The sequence below is a fragment of the Butyrivibrio sp. genome (assembly GCF_017433805.1).
GTDB lineage: Bacteria > Bacillota > Clostridia > Lachnospirales > Lachnospiraceae > Butyrivibrio.
On record NZ_JAFRGN010000057.1, the window covers coordinates 1 to 14,701 of the forward strand.

Genomic DNA, 14,701 nt, shown 5'->3' on the forward strand with positions numbered 1-14,701 from the left:
AGGCCAGTACCCTGAATGGCACTGTTCGTTTCTTCATCAAGTCTCTCGTAAGCGGTACAGAGTTTTTCCATATCCTCTGCTTTAACGCCGATACCTGTATCTTGTACAGCAAAGAGCCGTTCACAGACATCATCTTCCCGTGCTTCCATCGTAACAGTAAGTGCCAATCCACCTGTTTCGGTGTATTTAACCGCATTTGTCAAAAGATTGAGAACTACCTGCTTGATCTTACCGCAATCACCATACATTCTTGATGGCATTATTTCATCAATGACAACCTCAAAGATAAGCTCTTTTTCTGTACTTCTTGATCTGATCATGGATACGATGGAGCGCAGTTGCTCTTGAACATCGTATTCCTGCTCAACCAGATGCATCTTACCAGACTCAATCTTGGACATATCCAGAAGGTCGTTAATAAGGCTAAGAAGTGACTCTGTAGCATTTCTGATATCAAGAGCATAGTTCATCATAGACATGAAGTAAGGCTTTGGAACATCCCTTGCATCTTCTCGAAGGATCATCTCATCCATACCCATGATAGTGTTGATAGGTGTTCTGATCTCATGAGACATGTTTGCAAGGAATCTGGATTTAGCTGTGTTGGCTTTCTCCGCCTCCTCTTTCGCCTTCCTTATTTCTTCATATTGTCTGGTAACAACAGTTGCTTTCAGAATTCGCCATACCAAAAAACCTGCTGCCACAGCCACAAAGATGAGCATGAACAGTCTTACAGCAAAAAGCTCCATAAACCTGGGCTTTTTGATTAGAAGAATTCTTTCTTCCTGAACTGCCTCATCTCTGTCATTAAGAATCTGAATATTTAGAACGTAATTGCCGTATGCTAGATCGGTGTACTCCAGCGTAGACAGCTCACTGCGGGGTACAGACATACCTACATTTTCATTTCCCTCAAGGAAAACTCGCACCGATGGGTTGTTCATTGTATAGTCCCTTACCGATGCAGTGATTCTGATTCGTCCATCTGATTCAGGAATTGTATAGGTTCCCTGGGAATCCGGACGTATCAGCTCATCATCGCAATAAATCGACTGAACACCAATCTTAATTGTCCCAGTTCTCTCAAAAAATCGCCTTGTATTAAATCTGATAACACCCTGTCTTCCAGGAACGTATATGTATCCATCTTCTGTCTGACAGCCATATTCCTGAGCTGTAACAGCATATGGCATACCATTGGATATAGTGAACAGTTTATATCTCTGAACATTATCTTCCAGCATGTCCTGGGTCTTAACTCTATATATTCCATAGGAGGACATGATCCAGAGATAATCATTGTCTCCATAATAAATGTCATAGTTATTATTAAACGGAAAAGATGTGATTGTTGTAAAAGCATCATCCTTGAAATATCCGATTGAATTGGAGGTTATGATCCACAATAGATCTCTATCCGGATCTCTTTTTATTCGCATTATTACTTCACTTGTCAGCCCATCCTCTAATCCAAGGCATTTTACTTCTGCTCCGTCTATGACATATAATCCACCGCCATCTGAACCAGCATATATCTTGCCATCGTCACCCTCAGCAATTGTAAGGATCACAGCGTTTTTCATTCCTGACTCAACGCCGTAGAATCCTGTAATCTTACCGTTTCTGATAACATTAACACCGCCATTGGTTCCTACAAGTATAGCGCCATCATCAGCCTGTGATATACATCTGACAGAATTATCCTTAAGACCATCCTCAACGGTATATGCTTTAAGATCACCATCAGGAGATAATCGTACCAGTCCCTTATTATTACTATATCCAGCAATCCAAAGGTTATCCTCGTTATCTGCAAAAATACATCTGACTCTGCAGTTGTCCATGTATCTGGTGAGATTATTATTTATAAGATTTTTTTCTTCATCTAGAATGTATAAGCCATTATCAGTTCCAATATAAAGCTTGCAGTCGTGGAAACAGGTTGCATTGGTAACAACCTCAGGAACTCCGTCAGATTTGGTCATATCCACAAAATTGTCTGCAACGAGCTTCATTACGCCCTGAGTAGAAGATGCAAACCACATATTGTCCTGATAATCAGAGGTCATCATCTCAATTGAGCTATTAAGAGGAAGTCCTGTGAGAACAACAAGATTTCCTTCCTGATCCAGATATCCATTGGTAGCAGTCGAGGATACCCATACTCTTCCGCAGTTATAAGAAATCCAGTGAGCAACGCCGATAGCTCTAGTGGATTTAACTTCCATATGTATAGCTTTATCACCGAAATTGCCGTGATAAACATAGCCTCTTTCTGTACAGATATATACTTTGCCTGAATAGTATGGATCCACCATCATCGTAGTGATCTTGGCCATTCCCAGTTCTCTGCTGGTATAGGTCTTGGCCACTTCCTGATTATCAACCTTAAAGACAACTCCATTTCCTGTATATCCGTATACTTTGCCATCTACACCCTGCTGAAGCCTTAAGATTCGCTCCGTCTGCAGACTGTTGCCCTCAAACTGGCAGAGATTCAGCTCGGTATCCACATAACAAAGTCCGGCTGTTGTTCCAATTATGATATTTCCGTTGATATCCTCAGCAAAGTTCCTGATGGAAGATGATGGAAGACCATCCAGAAGTGTATAGTGCCTTCTTTCATCAGTATTTTTACTATTAAGTACTACCACTCCATTATCATTTGTTCCTACCCAGATTCTCTTTTTACTATCCTCAAAAATAGCTCTGGCACTTGTGAGACCTTCATCTGTACTGAGTCTCTCGAATACAGTTCCATCGTAGCGGATAACGCCGCTATAACCGCCTATCCATACATATCCATCGCTGGATCCCAAAATGTACATAGCATCAGAAGTAGGCAGTCCATTTGTGGCATCATAAATATACGCTGCATAACCACTCTCTTCCATCTGATTGGTTACAGCATATCCACCACCAAATTTTTTAACCTGCTCACTTGGTAAAAGATTACTATTCTCCCCCGCTTCTGCTACAGGCGCGGGAATAAAAGCCATTACCAGCAGAATAAAGGCTATAACTAAGGTCGTATATTTAATTATCTGTTTCTTGTTCTTATACGCTCTTATTACCATACTTCATCATGATTACCTTAACCTCAGGTAGTCCATCCATAAAAGCTTCCAGACATTTTGGATCAAAAACTGTTCCAGAGAAGCCTTTCATTATCTCAAGTGCCTTATCAAGCGGCATTGCTTTTCTATATACTCTGTCCGATGTAATGTCATCAAAAACATCAGCTATTGCCATTATTCTGGCAGAAAGAGGAATAACCTCTCCGTGCAGACCTTCAGGATAACCGGTTCCATCCCAGCGCTCATGGTGATAAGCTACCATGTTTCTTGCTTCCTTTAAGTAGTTATCTCCATTGGACATGCTTATGGTATTGTCCATTATCTTTTTACCCTCTGTTGTATGGGTTTTTATTATTTCAAATTCTTCTTCTGTAAGCTCTCCCGGCTTAAAAAGAATCTCATCAGGAATCTTGATCTTACCAACATCGTAAAGTGGCGCTGATCTGATTACATCAGACATAAACTTGGGAGTGATCTTCTCTGCGTAATAGCCCCTTTTCTGGAGATTCTCCAGAATTATTCTGACGAAGGCTGTCGTTCTCTGTATATGCGGTCCCATGCTGGAGTCTCTGTTTTCAACCATATCCGCAACAGTCATGATAAGGCCATCCTGCATCTTGGCCGTAGATTCAGATAGTCTTCTGATACTTCTCATCTGCTCTGCCTGGCTAAGTGTCATACTGCATATACTGCGATAGAGCTTTTCTGTCTCATCACCGGTCTTGATATCAAGAGCTCTTATCTCTCTTACATTTTCATCCAGCTGCTCCTGGGAATCAGATCCCTTACTGAATCTATCCAGCATCTCGGCCATACTACTAATGGGGTATGTACTGTAAACGTCTGTTGTCCACAGGGCATAAGCAACGATCAACACAAAGAAACCCGACAGTATTACAGCTACCTTCATTAAGAATCGTCTCATATATTCTGCCATATACTCCAGTGATACATCTGCGCACACGAAGCAAACACAGCTATCTGAGGCATCTATCACCGGATAATAAACTGACATAAGCCAGCTTCCCATTGCGCGCACCTCATTAGATGCACTGACTCCATTTGAAAGGACTTCTTTGTCAGGCAAAACAGGAGTAGAACCATAAGGTACCAGTCCTCCTGGCTCATATGGGATTTCTTTTCCCTCATAAGGAAGGTCAAAAATGATTCTTACACCATCGTTTTCTCCTCTTACAACGTAGAGATGGTCAACGCCATAAGCATTATTCCTGATGGTTGCCAAAAGATATTCAAAATTCGTGTAGTCTTCTTCAGATCTGCCATTTCTGATAAACTTATCCAGCTTACCCGTATCTATCATAGTTGCAGTAAATCTTGCTGCATTCCAGGCATTATCGACTCTTGCACCTTTCTCTCCCTCGAAATAAAGACTTATGCCAATCCAGCCCATGATAATCACAAGAATAAGAGACATGCTAACAAGAGTAACAGCCATTCTGGTTCTGGAAGTATACTTTACATCTTTTCCCCAAGCTCTGATACGCCTAAGCTCCTCACCAGTTAAGGGTTTCTGTCTCCATCCTGACTCCCGGACCTCTATCGCTTCATTCTGCGGAGTTAAGACGATAATCAAAAAGGCTATAGCTGTAGTGATTGTCTTATCAAGGAGATTTATGAGTATGTTAGAAAGATAAAATGCAACACTTGGATGAATGCTAAAGGTCCCCTCCATAGGGGCCGAAAGCTCGCTAACTACTTGGTACTGCGGCTGCCCAAAGAGAAGTGACTGTAAAAGCGCCCCCATGACACCAGAAAATAGTCCGGCTGTAAAAGCAAAAAGAATTGCTTTGTCTATTCTTTTAAATGTGGAATATCTGGCATACCAGGATGCAAAGATAGCCACCATTACATTGATGATCATGAAATACAGAGAGTTCTCATCAAATATGGCGCATATTGTATTAGACACTACTGCTGTCAGGATTCCTGGGAAAAGACCTCCTATGGCAGCTGTAATTATTGTTCCTATGGTATCTAGAAAGAAAGGAAGGCCAAAGTGATTAGTAATTAAAAAAAACAGCACGTTAGCCAAAACCCCGCCCACTATGAGCACGATTCGCCATTTCTTGCTGCTTTTTTTAATTCCTAATCGATTTTCCAACAGTCTTCCCCCTGCTGTTATACAATTACAATTCAATCAAGAAGCAAACGCTGACTCCATGATTACAGAGTCAGCGTTTGGTCATAGTTATGTCTTGTTAATCTAAGTGATCCTGACCATGTCCTGAGGATCCAAGTCTTACAAGCGCTCTGTATAGCTTTGCTTCAGCACGGATTCTCGCTTCATTATCAAGCTGTTTGTCTTTAAGTCTTTCCTCAGCTCTCTCTTTAGCTGCCTTAGCACGGGCAACGTCGATATTTTCGCTCCATTCCCATGTTGTCGGAAGGACTCTGACCTCTCCGTTCATTACCGAAAGCATTCCACCAATACAGGCTGCTTTTCTCTCCTTGCCATCTTCCATGGTTACCTTGGCAGTTCCCATACCAATGGCAGTACAGTAGTTGGTGTGACGAGCAAGGATCTCGACGTCACCCTCTATTGTACGAAGCAGAATCTTTTGAACTTCGCCCTCATATTCAAGACCATCTAAGGATACAACCTGTAAATGATAAGTTGTGGCCATAATTTACTCCGTTCTCTTATGCTGCCAGCGCAGCACAAGGTGTTATCACTGCTTCTTAGCCTTCTCGAATACTTCGTCGATAGTACCAACAAGAAGGAATGCTGACTCTGGAAGGTCATCACATTCGCCATCAAGAATCATCTTGAAGCCACGGATTGTCTCTTTAAGAGGAACGTATTTTCCAGGAAGACCTGTGAACTGCTCAGCAACTGAGAAGCTCTGTGACAGGAAGTTCTGAACCTTACGTGCTCTATAAACGGTAAGCTTATCTTCCTCTGAAAGCTCATCCATACCCATGATAGCGATGATATCCTGAAGTTCACGATATCTCTGGAGAACCTGCTGTACTCCCTTAGCTACTTCATAGTGCTCTTTTCCTACGATATCAGGTGAAAGGATACGGCTTGTTGAATCAAGAGGATCAACAGCTGGGTAAATACCCTTTGATGCGATATCTCTGGAAAGAACGGTTGTAGCATCCAGGTGTGTGAAGGTTGTAGCAGGAGCAGGGTCTGTAAGGTCATCAGCAGGAACGTAAACGGCCTGAACTGATGTGATAGAACCCTTCTTAGTTGATGTGATACGCTCCTGAAGAGCACCCATTTCTGTAGCCAGTGTAGGCTGGTAACCTACGGCTGAAGGCATACGTCCAAGGAGGGCTGAAACCTCTGAACCAGCCTGTGTGAAACGGAAGATATTATCAATGAACAGAAGAACGTCCTGATTCTTGACATCACGGAAATACTCAGCCATTGTAAGTCCTGAAAGACCAACTCTCATTCTGGCTCCAGGTGGCTCATTCATCTGTCCATAAACCAGTGCAGTCTTATCAATAACTCCACTTTCCTTCATTTCTCCGTAAAGATCATTACCTTCACGAGTACGCTCACCAACACCGGTGAATACTGAAATACCACCGTGTGCCTTAGCAACGTTGTTGATCAGCTCCATGATAAGTACGGTCTTACCAACGCCGGCACCACCGAACAAACCAATCTTACCACCCTTAGCGTAAGGGCAGATAAGGTCAACGACCTTGATATCTGTTTCGAAGATCTCTGTAGCAGGAACCTGATCCTCGTACGCAGGAGCTGGACGATGGATTGGCCATCTCTCCTTAGCACCTGGATCTGGTCCGTTATCAACAGGATCACCCAAAAGGTTAAAGATTCTTCCCAAGCACTCGTCACCAACTGGAACGGTGATTGGACTTCCTGTGTCTGTGGCATCAGCGCCTCTTACAAGACCATCTGTTGAACTCATGGCAACGCATCTTACTACGTCATCTCCTACCTGCTGAGCAACCTCTGCAATCAGCCTGCGGTCCTCGATCATGATTTCTATGGCATTGTGAAGATCAGGAAGTTCACCCTCTTTAAAGCGGATGTCAAGTACAGGGCCTGTAACCTGTATTACCTTTCCAACACGATTTTCACTCATTGTTAAACTCCTTATAGTTTAGTTAAAGATTAGCTTTCCGCTCCAGCCACGATTTCCGTGATCTCTTGCGTAATGCTAGCCTGACGAGCTCTGTTATAATACAGACTTAATGTCTCAATCATTTCCTCTGCGTTATCAGTTGCTGCTTCCATAGCTGTTCTACGAGCAGCAAGCTCACTCGCATAGGAAATATTGATACTGGTATAAAGAATACCCGCCAGATATTCCGGAACAATAGCATCGAACACTGTCTCACTGTCTGGCTCATACAGAATCAGATCCTTTGGCTTACCGTCACTAGCTTTCTCCTCAGATGAAAGATCTGAAAGAGGAAGGAGTGATGTAGCTGTTGGAACCTGGGATAGCATGGACACGAAGTTTGTGTAGCACAGGAATACATGTCCAAATCCTTCTCCACCGTATGATCCGCAGATTATCTTCGCTATCTGAAAACAGTCTGAGATAGTTGTCTTGGCAACCTCGCCATATTCCTCTGTTAAGATAGGAATATTTCTGTGTTTAAAGAACTCTACAGATTTTTTACCAATTGGAAGAACTGTAACATCGCTCTTGTCCTTGATCTCAGCCTCAACGTACTTGAACAGGTTGGAGTTATAACCACCTGCAAGGCCTCTGTCTCCGGCGATTACAACGTACAGCCACTTGCCATCATTTTCACCAGGCTTGGTGTAGATGGACTGGAAATCTGTGTTTCCATTGGCTATATCTGTCAGTGTTGTGAGCATTGTTTCAAGGTAAGGCTTGGATTCATCAGCTCTTTCCTTGGCTTTACGAAGCTTGCTGGCTGCAACCAGCTGCATAGCTTTCGTAATCTGCATTGTGCTCTGGACGCTCTTGATTCGGAGTTTAACAGCTTTCATTGATCCAGCCATTATTCATCCTCCTTATCTGCTTTTAACAAACTTATCTGTGTAAGCGTCAAGCGCTTCTTTTAACTTGTCCTCGGTTTCCTTTTCAAGCTTGCCGCTCTCACGAATCTCACGCATAGCAGCAATTCCGGAAGGATCCTGATCAAGGAAGTCATAAAGACCTGCCTCGTACTCAGCAACATCGCTGGCTTCAACCTTCATCAGGATGTTATTAACAACCGCGTACAGAATAGCAACCTGCTTCTCAACAGGAACTGGCTGATTCTTGTTCTGCTTGAGAACCTCAACGATTCTTTCACCCTGTGCAAGACGATTCTTGGTATCTTCATCAAGGTCTGAACCGAACTGAGCAAAGCTCTGCAGCTCACGGTACTGTGAATAAACAAGCTTAAGTGTTCCGGCAACCTTCTTCATTGCCTTGATCTGAGCGTTACCACCAACTCGGGATACAGAGATACCCGGGTTAACCGCTGGCATGATTCCTGAGTGGAAAAGTTCTGTCTCAAGGAATATCTGTCCGTCTGTGATAGAGATAACGTTTGTAGGAATGTAGGCTGATACGTCACCGGCCTGTGTCTCGATGATAGGAAGGGCTGTAAGTGAACCACCTCCGTTCTCATCTGAGAGCTTAGCTGCTCTCTCAAGAAGTCTTGAGTGCAGGTAGAAAACGTCTCCAGGATAAGCCTCACGTCCTGGTGGTCTTCTGATAAGAAGTGAAAGTGCTCTGTAAGCTACAGCGTGCTTGGACAGATCGTCGTAGATACAAAGTACGTGTTTACCTTTAAGCATGAAGTACTCACCCATAGCACAGCCTGTGTATGGAGAGATGTACTGAAGTGGTGAAGGCTCTGAAGCTGTAGCTGCTACAACGATTGTGTAGTCCATAGCTCCGCCCTTCTTAAGATCCTCAACGAGGGATGTAACTGTTGAACGTTTCTGTCCGATAGCAACGTAGATACAGATAACATCTTTGCCCTTCTGGTTAAGGATTGTGTCCACTGCAATTGTGGTCTTACCAGTCTGTCTATCACCAATGATAAGCTCACGCTGTCCTCTTCCGATAGGGATCATGGAATCGATAGCCTTGATACCTGTCTGAAGTGGCTCTTTAACCGGCTGTCTGGCAATGATACCAGGAGCTGGTGATTCAACTGGTCTATATTCTGATGCTTCGATTGGGCCCTGTCCATCAATTGGCTGACCAATAGCGTTTACAACACGGCCAATCATCTGCTCGCCTACAGGAACAGATACAACTCTTCCTGTACGCTTAACGGTCTGTCCTTCGCTGATACCAACATCTTCTCCGAACAATACCGCGGATACTACTGTTTCCTCGAGGTTCTGAGCCATTCCGAATGTACCATTCTCAAACTCCAAAAGCTCTCCGGACATACAGTTCAAAAGTCCGCTAACTCTGGCAATACCATCACCAACGGTAAGAACTGTTCCGGTCTCGTTCTGGATAATTGCATTCTGATAGTTCTTTATCTGGCTTCGAATGACCTCGGATATTTTTTCTGGTTTTAGTTCCATATCATCCTCCGACGTGTTTTTATTAGATGACTGTTTCGTCTACTCGTCTGCGAAGCTCGGATAACCTTCCTTTGATGGTTCCATCAAAGAGCTGTCCCTCCAGATCTACTCTTACGCCACCAAGGACGTCTGGATCTGTCTTCTGTTTCAAAAGAATCTTCTTACCGCTGATCTTTTCAAGCTTCTCTTTGAGCTGCGACAGCTGTGCATCACTAAGTGCTACTGCTGTAGTTACAAGAGCATCGGCAATTCCGTGTGCTTCATTGTAGCTTCTTCTAAAACGCTTCTGGCATGCAGAAAACTCTCTTAGAAGTCCTTTCTCTATGAGAATCTTGATAAAATTCATAAGGTATGGCTGCAAGCTTCCGTCGAATGCTTCGTCCACCAGCTGCAGTCGCTCTTTCTTAGGGACTGAAGGTTCCGAAAGGAGTGTTACGTAATCAGGATTCTCTTTGAAAATCTCTTTTACGACCTCCATTTCGCCCAGTATTTCATCCGTAAGGTTCTCTTCGGCTGCCAGATCATATAGGCTCTGCCCATAAAGATCTCCAGCTTTACTCATAAAATTTCTCCTTACTTGAACCTAAAAAGTATTAAGCGCCGACTTTATTGATAAAGTCCTCAATAAGCTTTCTGTGATCGGCTTCGTTGATCTCTTTTTCAACTACCTTTCCTGCAATATCCATTGCAAGTCCGCCGATTTCATCTTTGGCCTCGTTAATTGCCTTCTTCTTCTCCTGCTCGATATCAGCAGCAGCTCTGGCTTTGATGCCAGCAGCCTGCTCCTCAGCCTCATGCACAATAGAATCTGCTTTTACCTGAGCTTCCTTCTGTGCTTCTGAAACTATCTGAGCAGCTTCAGCATGTGCATTTGTAAGACTGCTTTCATACTGCTCTTTGAGAGAATCGGCTTTATCCTGGGCCTCCCTTGCCTCTCGGATCGATTTATCAGCAAGATTTCTTCTCTTTTCAAGGATGTCATTGATTGGCTTGAAAAGGAATTTCTTGATCAGAAATACCTGGATAAACAGGTTGATTATCTGAATGATAAATGTCCAGGGCACCAATGTAACTAATTCCTGCGTCTCTTTAGCGTCCGCAGTGATCAGTAATAGGGCCTGTATATCCATATGTATTCTCCTTCTTTACAAACAAGGTTAGTTAAGGTATCCCATAAACATTCCTGGTGCTACGAAAATAAGAAGAAGACCTGTAACGAAACCATAGATACCAGTTGTCTCAGCAACCGCACAACCAAGGAGCATGGTACCTGTAACGTCGCCCTTACACTCTGGCTGACGTCCGATAGCTTCAAGAGCCTTAGAAACGGCAGTTCCTTCACCAATACCAGGACCAATACCTGCGATAAGTGCACATCCTGCACCAATACCACATCCTGCAAGTGCAATACCTTTAGCTAGCATCTGAAAATCACTCATAATTCTTTGCCTCCTAAAATGAAGTTTTAAAGTATTTTTTACTATTCAGTTTTAATTATTTACTTATCCTTCCTCTGCTGCATTCGCAATGTACATTACTGTCAGCATACAGAAGATAAACGCCTGCATACAGCCTGAGAACCAGTCAAAATAAACACCGGTTACAGCTGGGATACCAACGCCCAGGATCGGAATCTTGGAAAGGAAATTTCCAACTGCTCCAGGTATCAGTCCGAATAATGCTGCTGATGCAAGTCCTAATGCCCAGTAGATAAGTCCGTCAATTACAACACCGGAAAGAATATTTCCGAAGTGACGGCAAGCCATACTAACTGGTGTAGCCAACTCTGACAGGATATTAAACGGGGTCATAACAGCAATTGGTGTTGTAAATCCCTTTAAATATCCGCCAACTCCGTTGGTCTTAATCTTGGTGGCAGTGATCATAATGAATACTACTACTGCCCAGGCCGCTTCTGTTGATAGGTCTGCTGTTGGACTTCGCAGTCCTATAAGGCTTATCAGGTTTGATATCACACTGGTAGCAAATAGTGCTGAAACAAATGGAATCAGCTTATCAAACTTGTTGCCTCCTGTGTTGTTACGAACAAAATTATTGCCCGTCTCAACAAGCATCTCTGCAAAAGCCTGTCTTTTCGAAATGTTCTCGACCTTAAGATCTCTCGTAAGGAAAATGCACAATCCTGTGATTATCGCCATGACAATCCAGCTTACTACAAGTGTTTCTGTCAGTTTGAAATCGCCAAGGATCGGTATTCCAGTGTGAAAGGTCTTATACACTACCGCATAATCGACTTCGAAACCACTACTCATGCTTTCGCCTTCAACCTCCTTTCCCCGCAGACATAATCCCGCGTAGTTTTATTGTGATGCTAGGTATAAACAGCGGAACAATGCCCGCCACCAGATTAAAAACTGGAACCACTATAGCAAGTATCACCCAGAGAAGCTGCATCATGGTGCGATAACGAAGGCTTACGCCCATAGTCTGACGCGCCTGCTGCTCATCCTCAATGGATGTCACTTTCTGAACTGTAATCGCCATCCAGAAAAAATTTCCGACAGCAACAAAAAAGCCGATAATTCCAGCTAAAATCACTTTGTAATCAAAGGGTACGCTGTACCCAAATGGCAAATCCTGTGGAAGTACCATGTGTAACACGAAGAAAATTGCAAACATTATAAGTACGCCAATGCCCGTACCTATGGCAATATTTCGGGTTTCTTTCTTAACTGCATCCTGTAATTTAAACATGTTTGTTGAAATAAACCTCCCCCGGATCTTTTTTACTTTTTTCTTTCTCTTCCCTGTGAACAACTGACTGATAGACCTTGTAAGCGGTCGTCATAGAACCACCGAGCCCCAATATAAACCCCGGTATATAAACCCATGCACCAACAGATAATTTGGTGACCAGAAGATAACATCCAAAAAGACATAATAAAAGCGGCATCAGCAGTGACAATCCCAGCTGTCCAACCATAGCAAACTGCCCTAATAGCTTGGAAATCTCTCTCATTTGCATATGGTTTTTGTTCGCTCCTTCCTTGTCACATTTTCTCTAGCCGTTAACGCTATACCGAACATTTCACCTGCACAATATGCTGATTATTTCATCAGGGCATAATAATTGCGCATAACAAAACAGTATAACAACTTAATAATACACTTTTTGCCCCATTTCTACAACTAATGTTAGACAATTCATGGCTTTTTCATATTTTCATACAAAAAAGCTCTACGCCGCGTCATCACTTGACTTTGCGGCATAGAGCCCGATAATTAATAAAACTTTTATCAAAATTTCGCTTATTTGTTTCACTCAGCGTCTTCTGCAGTTGTCTTGATGTGAAGCTCTTCAAGCTGCTTGTCTGTTACGTATCCAGGAGCACCCATCATTACGTCTGCTGCATTCTTGTTCATAGGGAAAGGAATGATCTCACGAATTGAGTCCTCACCTGCAAGAAGCATAACCATACGGTCTACCCCAGGAGCAATTCCTGCGTGTGGCGGTGCACCATAGCAGAATGCATTGTACATAGCAGGGAACTTGGCCTTAACGTCTTCCTCACCAAGTCTTACCATCTCGAATGCCTTGATCATGATCTCAGGATCATGGTTACGTACAGCACCAGATGAAAGCTCGATACCATTTACAACAAGGTCATACTGATCTGCTGTGATTGAAAGAGGATCGATCTCACCTTTCTCAGCCTTGATAAGTGTCTCAAGACCGCCACTTGGCATTGAGAATGGGTTGTGACAGAACTCTAATTCTCCTGACTCCTCACCAATCTCATACATAGGGAAGTCTACGATCCAGCAGAACTCATATCTCTCTTTATCCATATGTCCAGGTACAGCAGCACCAAATGTCTTAACGATAACACCTGCAGTCTTCTGTGCAGCTGAAAGCTTGCCACTTGAAAGAACTACAAGATCACCAGCCTTAAGTGAAAGAGCTGATACTACAGCATCCTTGATAGGCGCTACGAACTTGGAGATACCACCAACGAGCTCTCCGTTCTCATCCATTCTGAACCAGTAAGCCTTGTTACCGGACTGAACCTCTACATCACCAATAGTCTTGTCGATGAACTTACGGCTCTCCTTGAAGTCAGAAATAACAACAGCCTTGATTCTAACGTTTGTATCTGTTCCATCCTCAGCCTTAGTAGCAAATGGTCCAAATCCGCAATCCTTGAGAGACTCAGTTACATCTGTGACTGTAAGGTCAATTCTAAGGTCAGGCTTGTCTGAACCATATTTCTCCATAGCCTCAAGATAAGGAATTCTTGTAAATGGAGCCTTGGAAGCAATATCATATGTTCCAAACTTCTCGAATACTGGAGGAAGTACATCCTCACATACTGCAAATACATCTTCCTGAGTAGCGAAAGCCATCTCCATATCAAGCTGATAGAATTCTCCTGGGCTTCTGTCTCCTCTAGCATCCTCATCACGGAAGCAAGGAGCGATCTGGAAGTAACGGTCAAATCCAGCTGTCATAAGAAGCTGCTTGAACTGCTGTGGAGCCTGTGGAAGTGCATAGAACTTACCAGGGTGCTTTCTTGCAGGAACAAGGTAGTCTCTAGCTCCCTCAGGTGAAGAAGCTGTAAGGATAGGAGTTGTGATCTCCATAAATCCGTGCTCTGTCATAGCCTGACGAAGTGCAGCAACTACATTGCATCTAAGAATAATATTCTTCTTAACCTCAGGGTTACGAAGATCAAGATAACGATATTTAAGACGAGCTGTCTCATCAGCCTCTCTTGAATGATTGATTTCAAAAGGAAGCTCATTGTAACGGCAGCGGCCAAGAACTGTGATAGACTCTGGTACTACCTCGATATCACCAGTCTCCTGCTTGGGATTCTTGGAACTGCGCTCTCTAACAACACCCTTAACAGATATTGTAGACTCTTTATTGATGGCCTTAGCAGTCTTAACCATCTCCTCTGTTTCAAGGACAATCTGTGTTGTGCCATAGAAGTCTCTAAGAACTACGAATCCAAGTCCTGATCCAACTTCACGCATATTCTCAAGCCAGCCTACAAGAGTAACACTCTCGCCAACATTAGATATACGCAGCTCACCACAATTATGTGTACGTGATTGCATCATAGTATCTACTCCATTTCTATTAATATAC

General features: G+C 43.3%; 13 protein-coding genes. All 13 read right to left on the reverse strand.

Going from position 1 to position 14,701, the window contains the following annotated elements; translation table 11 throughout:
- The coding region (locus IJI01_RS13170; RefSeq protein WP_292191255.1) for a two-component regulator propeller domain-containing protein at nucleotides 1-3,077 on the reverse strand (3,077 nt) is incomplete at its 3' end.
- A complete protein-coding gene (locus IJI01_RS13175; protein ID WP_292191258.1) occupies nucleotides 3,058-5,199 on the reverse strand; it encodes an HD domain-containing phosphohydrolase in 2,142 nt (713 codons plus the stop codon). The genes IJI01_RS13170 and IJI01_RS13175, both read right to left, overlap by 20 nt.
- A 97-nt stretch (nucleotides 5,200-5,296) precedes the next feature.
- Nucleotides 5,297-5,722, reverse strand: a complete 426-nt coding sequence (atpC, locus tag IJI01_RS13180; RefSeq protein ID WP_292191261.1) for an ATP synthase F1 subunit epsilon — start codon at nucleotides 5,720-5,722, stop codon at nucleotides 5,297-5,299.
- Between the two features lie 45 nt (nucleotides 5,723-5,767).
- A complete protein-coding gene (atpD, locus tag IJI01_RS13185; RefSeq protein ID WP_292191264.1) occupies nucleotides 5,768-7,162 on the reverse strand; it encodes a F0F1 ATP synthase subunit beta in 1,395 nt (464 codons plus the stop codon).
- Between the two features lie 29 nt (nucleotides 7,163-7,191).
- Entirely contained in the window at nucleotides 7,192-8,055 is an 864-nt protein-coding gene (gene atpG, locus IJI01_RS13190) for an ATP synthase F1 subunit gamma (protein WP_292191267.1), read from the reverse strand.
- Between the two features lie 12 nt (nucleotides 8,056-8,067).
- Nucleotides 8,068-9,588, reverse strand: a complete 1,521-nt coding sequence (atpA, locus tag IJI01_RS13195) for a F0F1 ATP synthase subunit alpha (RefSeq protein ID WP_292191270.1) — start codon at nucleotides 9,586-9,588, stop codon at nucleotides 8,068-8,070.
- A gap of 22 nt (nucleotides 9,589-9,610) precedes the next feature.
- On the reverse strand, nucleotides 9,611-10,150 hold the full coding sequence (gene atpH / locus IJI01_RS13200) for an ATP synthase F1 subunit delta (RefSeq protein ID WP_292191274.1): 540 nt from the start codon (nucleotides 10,148-10,150) through the stop codon (nucleotides 9,611-9,613).
- A 31-nt stretch (nucleotides 10,151-10,181) separates the two neighbouring features.
- Nucleotides 10,182-10,718, reverse strand: a complete 537-nt coding sequence (atpF, locus tag IJI01_RS13205; RefSeq protein ID WP_292191277.1) for a F0F1 ATP synthase subunit B — start codon at nucleotides 10,716-10,718, stop codon at nucleotides 10,182-10,184.
- Between the two features lie 27 nt (nucleotides 10,719-10,745).
- The gene (gene atpE / locus IJI01_RS13210; RefSeq protein WP_292191280.1) at nucleotides 10,746-11,027 is read right to left on the reverse strand and encodes an ATP synthase F0 subunit C; all 282 of its coding nucleotides are present in this window, start codon (nucleotides 11,025-11,027) and stop codon (nucleotides 10,746-10,748) included.
- A 63-nt stretch (nucleotides 11,028-11,090) separates the two neighbouring features.
- On the reverse strand, nucleotides 11,091-11,861 hold the full coding sequence (locus IJI01_RS13215) for a F0F1 ATP synthase subunit A (RefSeq protein ID WP_292191284.1): 771 nt from the start codon (nucleotides 11,859-11,861) through the stop codon (nucleotides 11,091-11,093).
- A gap of 10 nt (nucleotides 11,862-11,871) precedes the next feature.
- Entirely contained in the window at nucleotides 11,872-12,303 is a 432-nt protein-coding gene (locus IJI01_RS13220) for an ATP synthase subunit I (RefSeq protein ID WP_292191287.1), read from the reverse strand.
- The gene (locus tag IJI01_RS13225) at nucleotides 12,296-12,574 is read right to left on the reverse strand and encodes an AtpZ/AtpI family protein (protein WP_292191290.1); all 279 of its coding nucleotides are present in this window, start codon (nucleotides 12,572-12,574) and stop codon (nucleotides 12,296-12,298) included. The genes IJI01_RS13220 and IJI01_RS13225 overlap by 8 nt, the downstream gene beginning before the upstream one ends.
- 293 nt (nucleotides 12,575-12,867) lie before the next feature.
- Complete coding sequence (gene aspS, locus IJI01_RS13230) at nucleotides 12,868-14,673, reverse strand: aspartate--tRNA ligase (RefSeq protein WP_292191293.1); 1,806 nt, start codon at nucleotides 14,671-14,673, stop codon at nucleotides 12,868-12,870.
- Between the last annotated feature and the right edge of the window lie 28 nt (nucleotides 14,674-14,701).

Bases quoted from the DNA above. Each gene is read 5' to 3' on its own strand.
- atpC (WP_292191261.1), bottom strand. From the start codon at position 5,722: ATGGCCACAACTTATCATTTACAGGTTGTATCCTTAGATGGTCTTGAA.
- atpD (WP_292191264.1), bottom strand. From the start codon at position 7,162: ATGAGTGAAAATCGTGTTGGAAAGGTAATACAGGTTACAGGCCCTGTA.
- atpG (WP_292191267.1), bottom strand. From the start codon at position 8,055: ATGGCTGGATCAATGAAAGCTGTTAAACTCCGAATCAAGAGCGTCCAG.
- atpA (WP_292191270.1), bottom strand. From the start codon at position 9,588: ATGGAACTAAAACCAGAAAAAATATCCGAGGTCATTCGAAGCCAGATA.
- atpH (WP_292191274.1), bottom strand. From the start codon at position 10,150: ATGAGTAAAGCTGGAGATCTTTATGGGCAGAGCCTATATGATCTGGCA.
- atpF (WP_292191277.1), bottom strand. From the start codon at position 10,718: ATGGATATACAGGCCCTATTACTGATCACTGCGGACGCTAAAGAGACG.
- atpE (WP_292191280.1), bottom strand. From the start codon at position 11,027: ATGAGTGATTTTCAGATGCTAGCTAAAGGTATTGCACTTGCAGGATGT.
- IJI01_RS13215 (WP_292191284.1), bottom strand. From the start codon at position 11,861: ATGAGTAGTGGTTTCGAAGTCGATTATGCGGTAGTGTATAAGACCTTT.
- IJI01_RS13220 (WP_292191287.1), bottom strand. From the start codon at position 12,303: ATGTTTAAATTACAGGATGCAGTTAAGAAAGAAACCCGAAATATTGCC.
- IJI01_RS13225 (WP_292191290.1), bottom strand. From the start codon at position 12,574: ATGCAAATGAGAGAGATTTCCAAGCTATTAGGGCAGTTTGCTATGGTT.
- aspS (WP_292191293.1), bottom strand. From the start codon at position 14,673: ATGATGCAATCACGTACACATAATTGTGGTGAGCTGCGTATATCTAAT.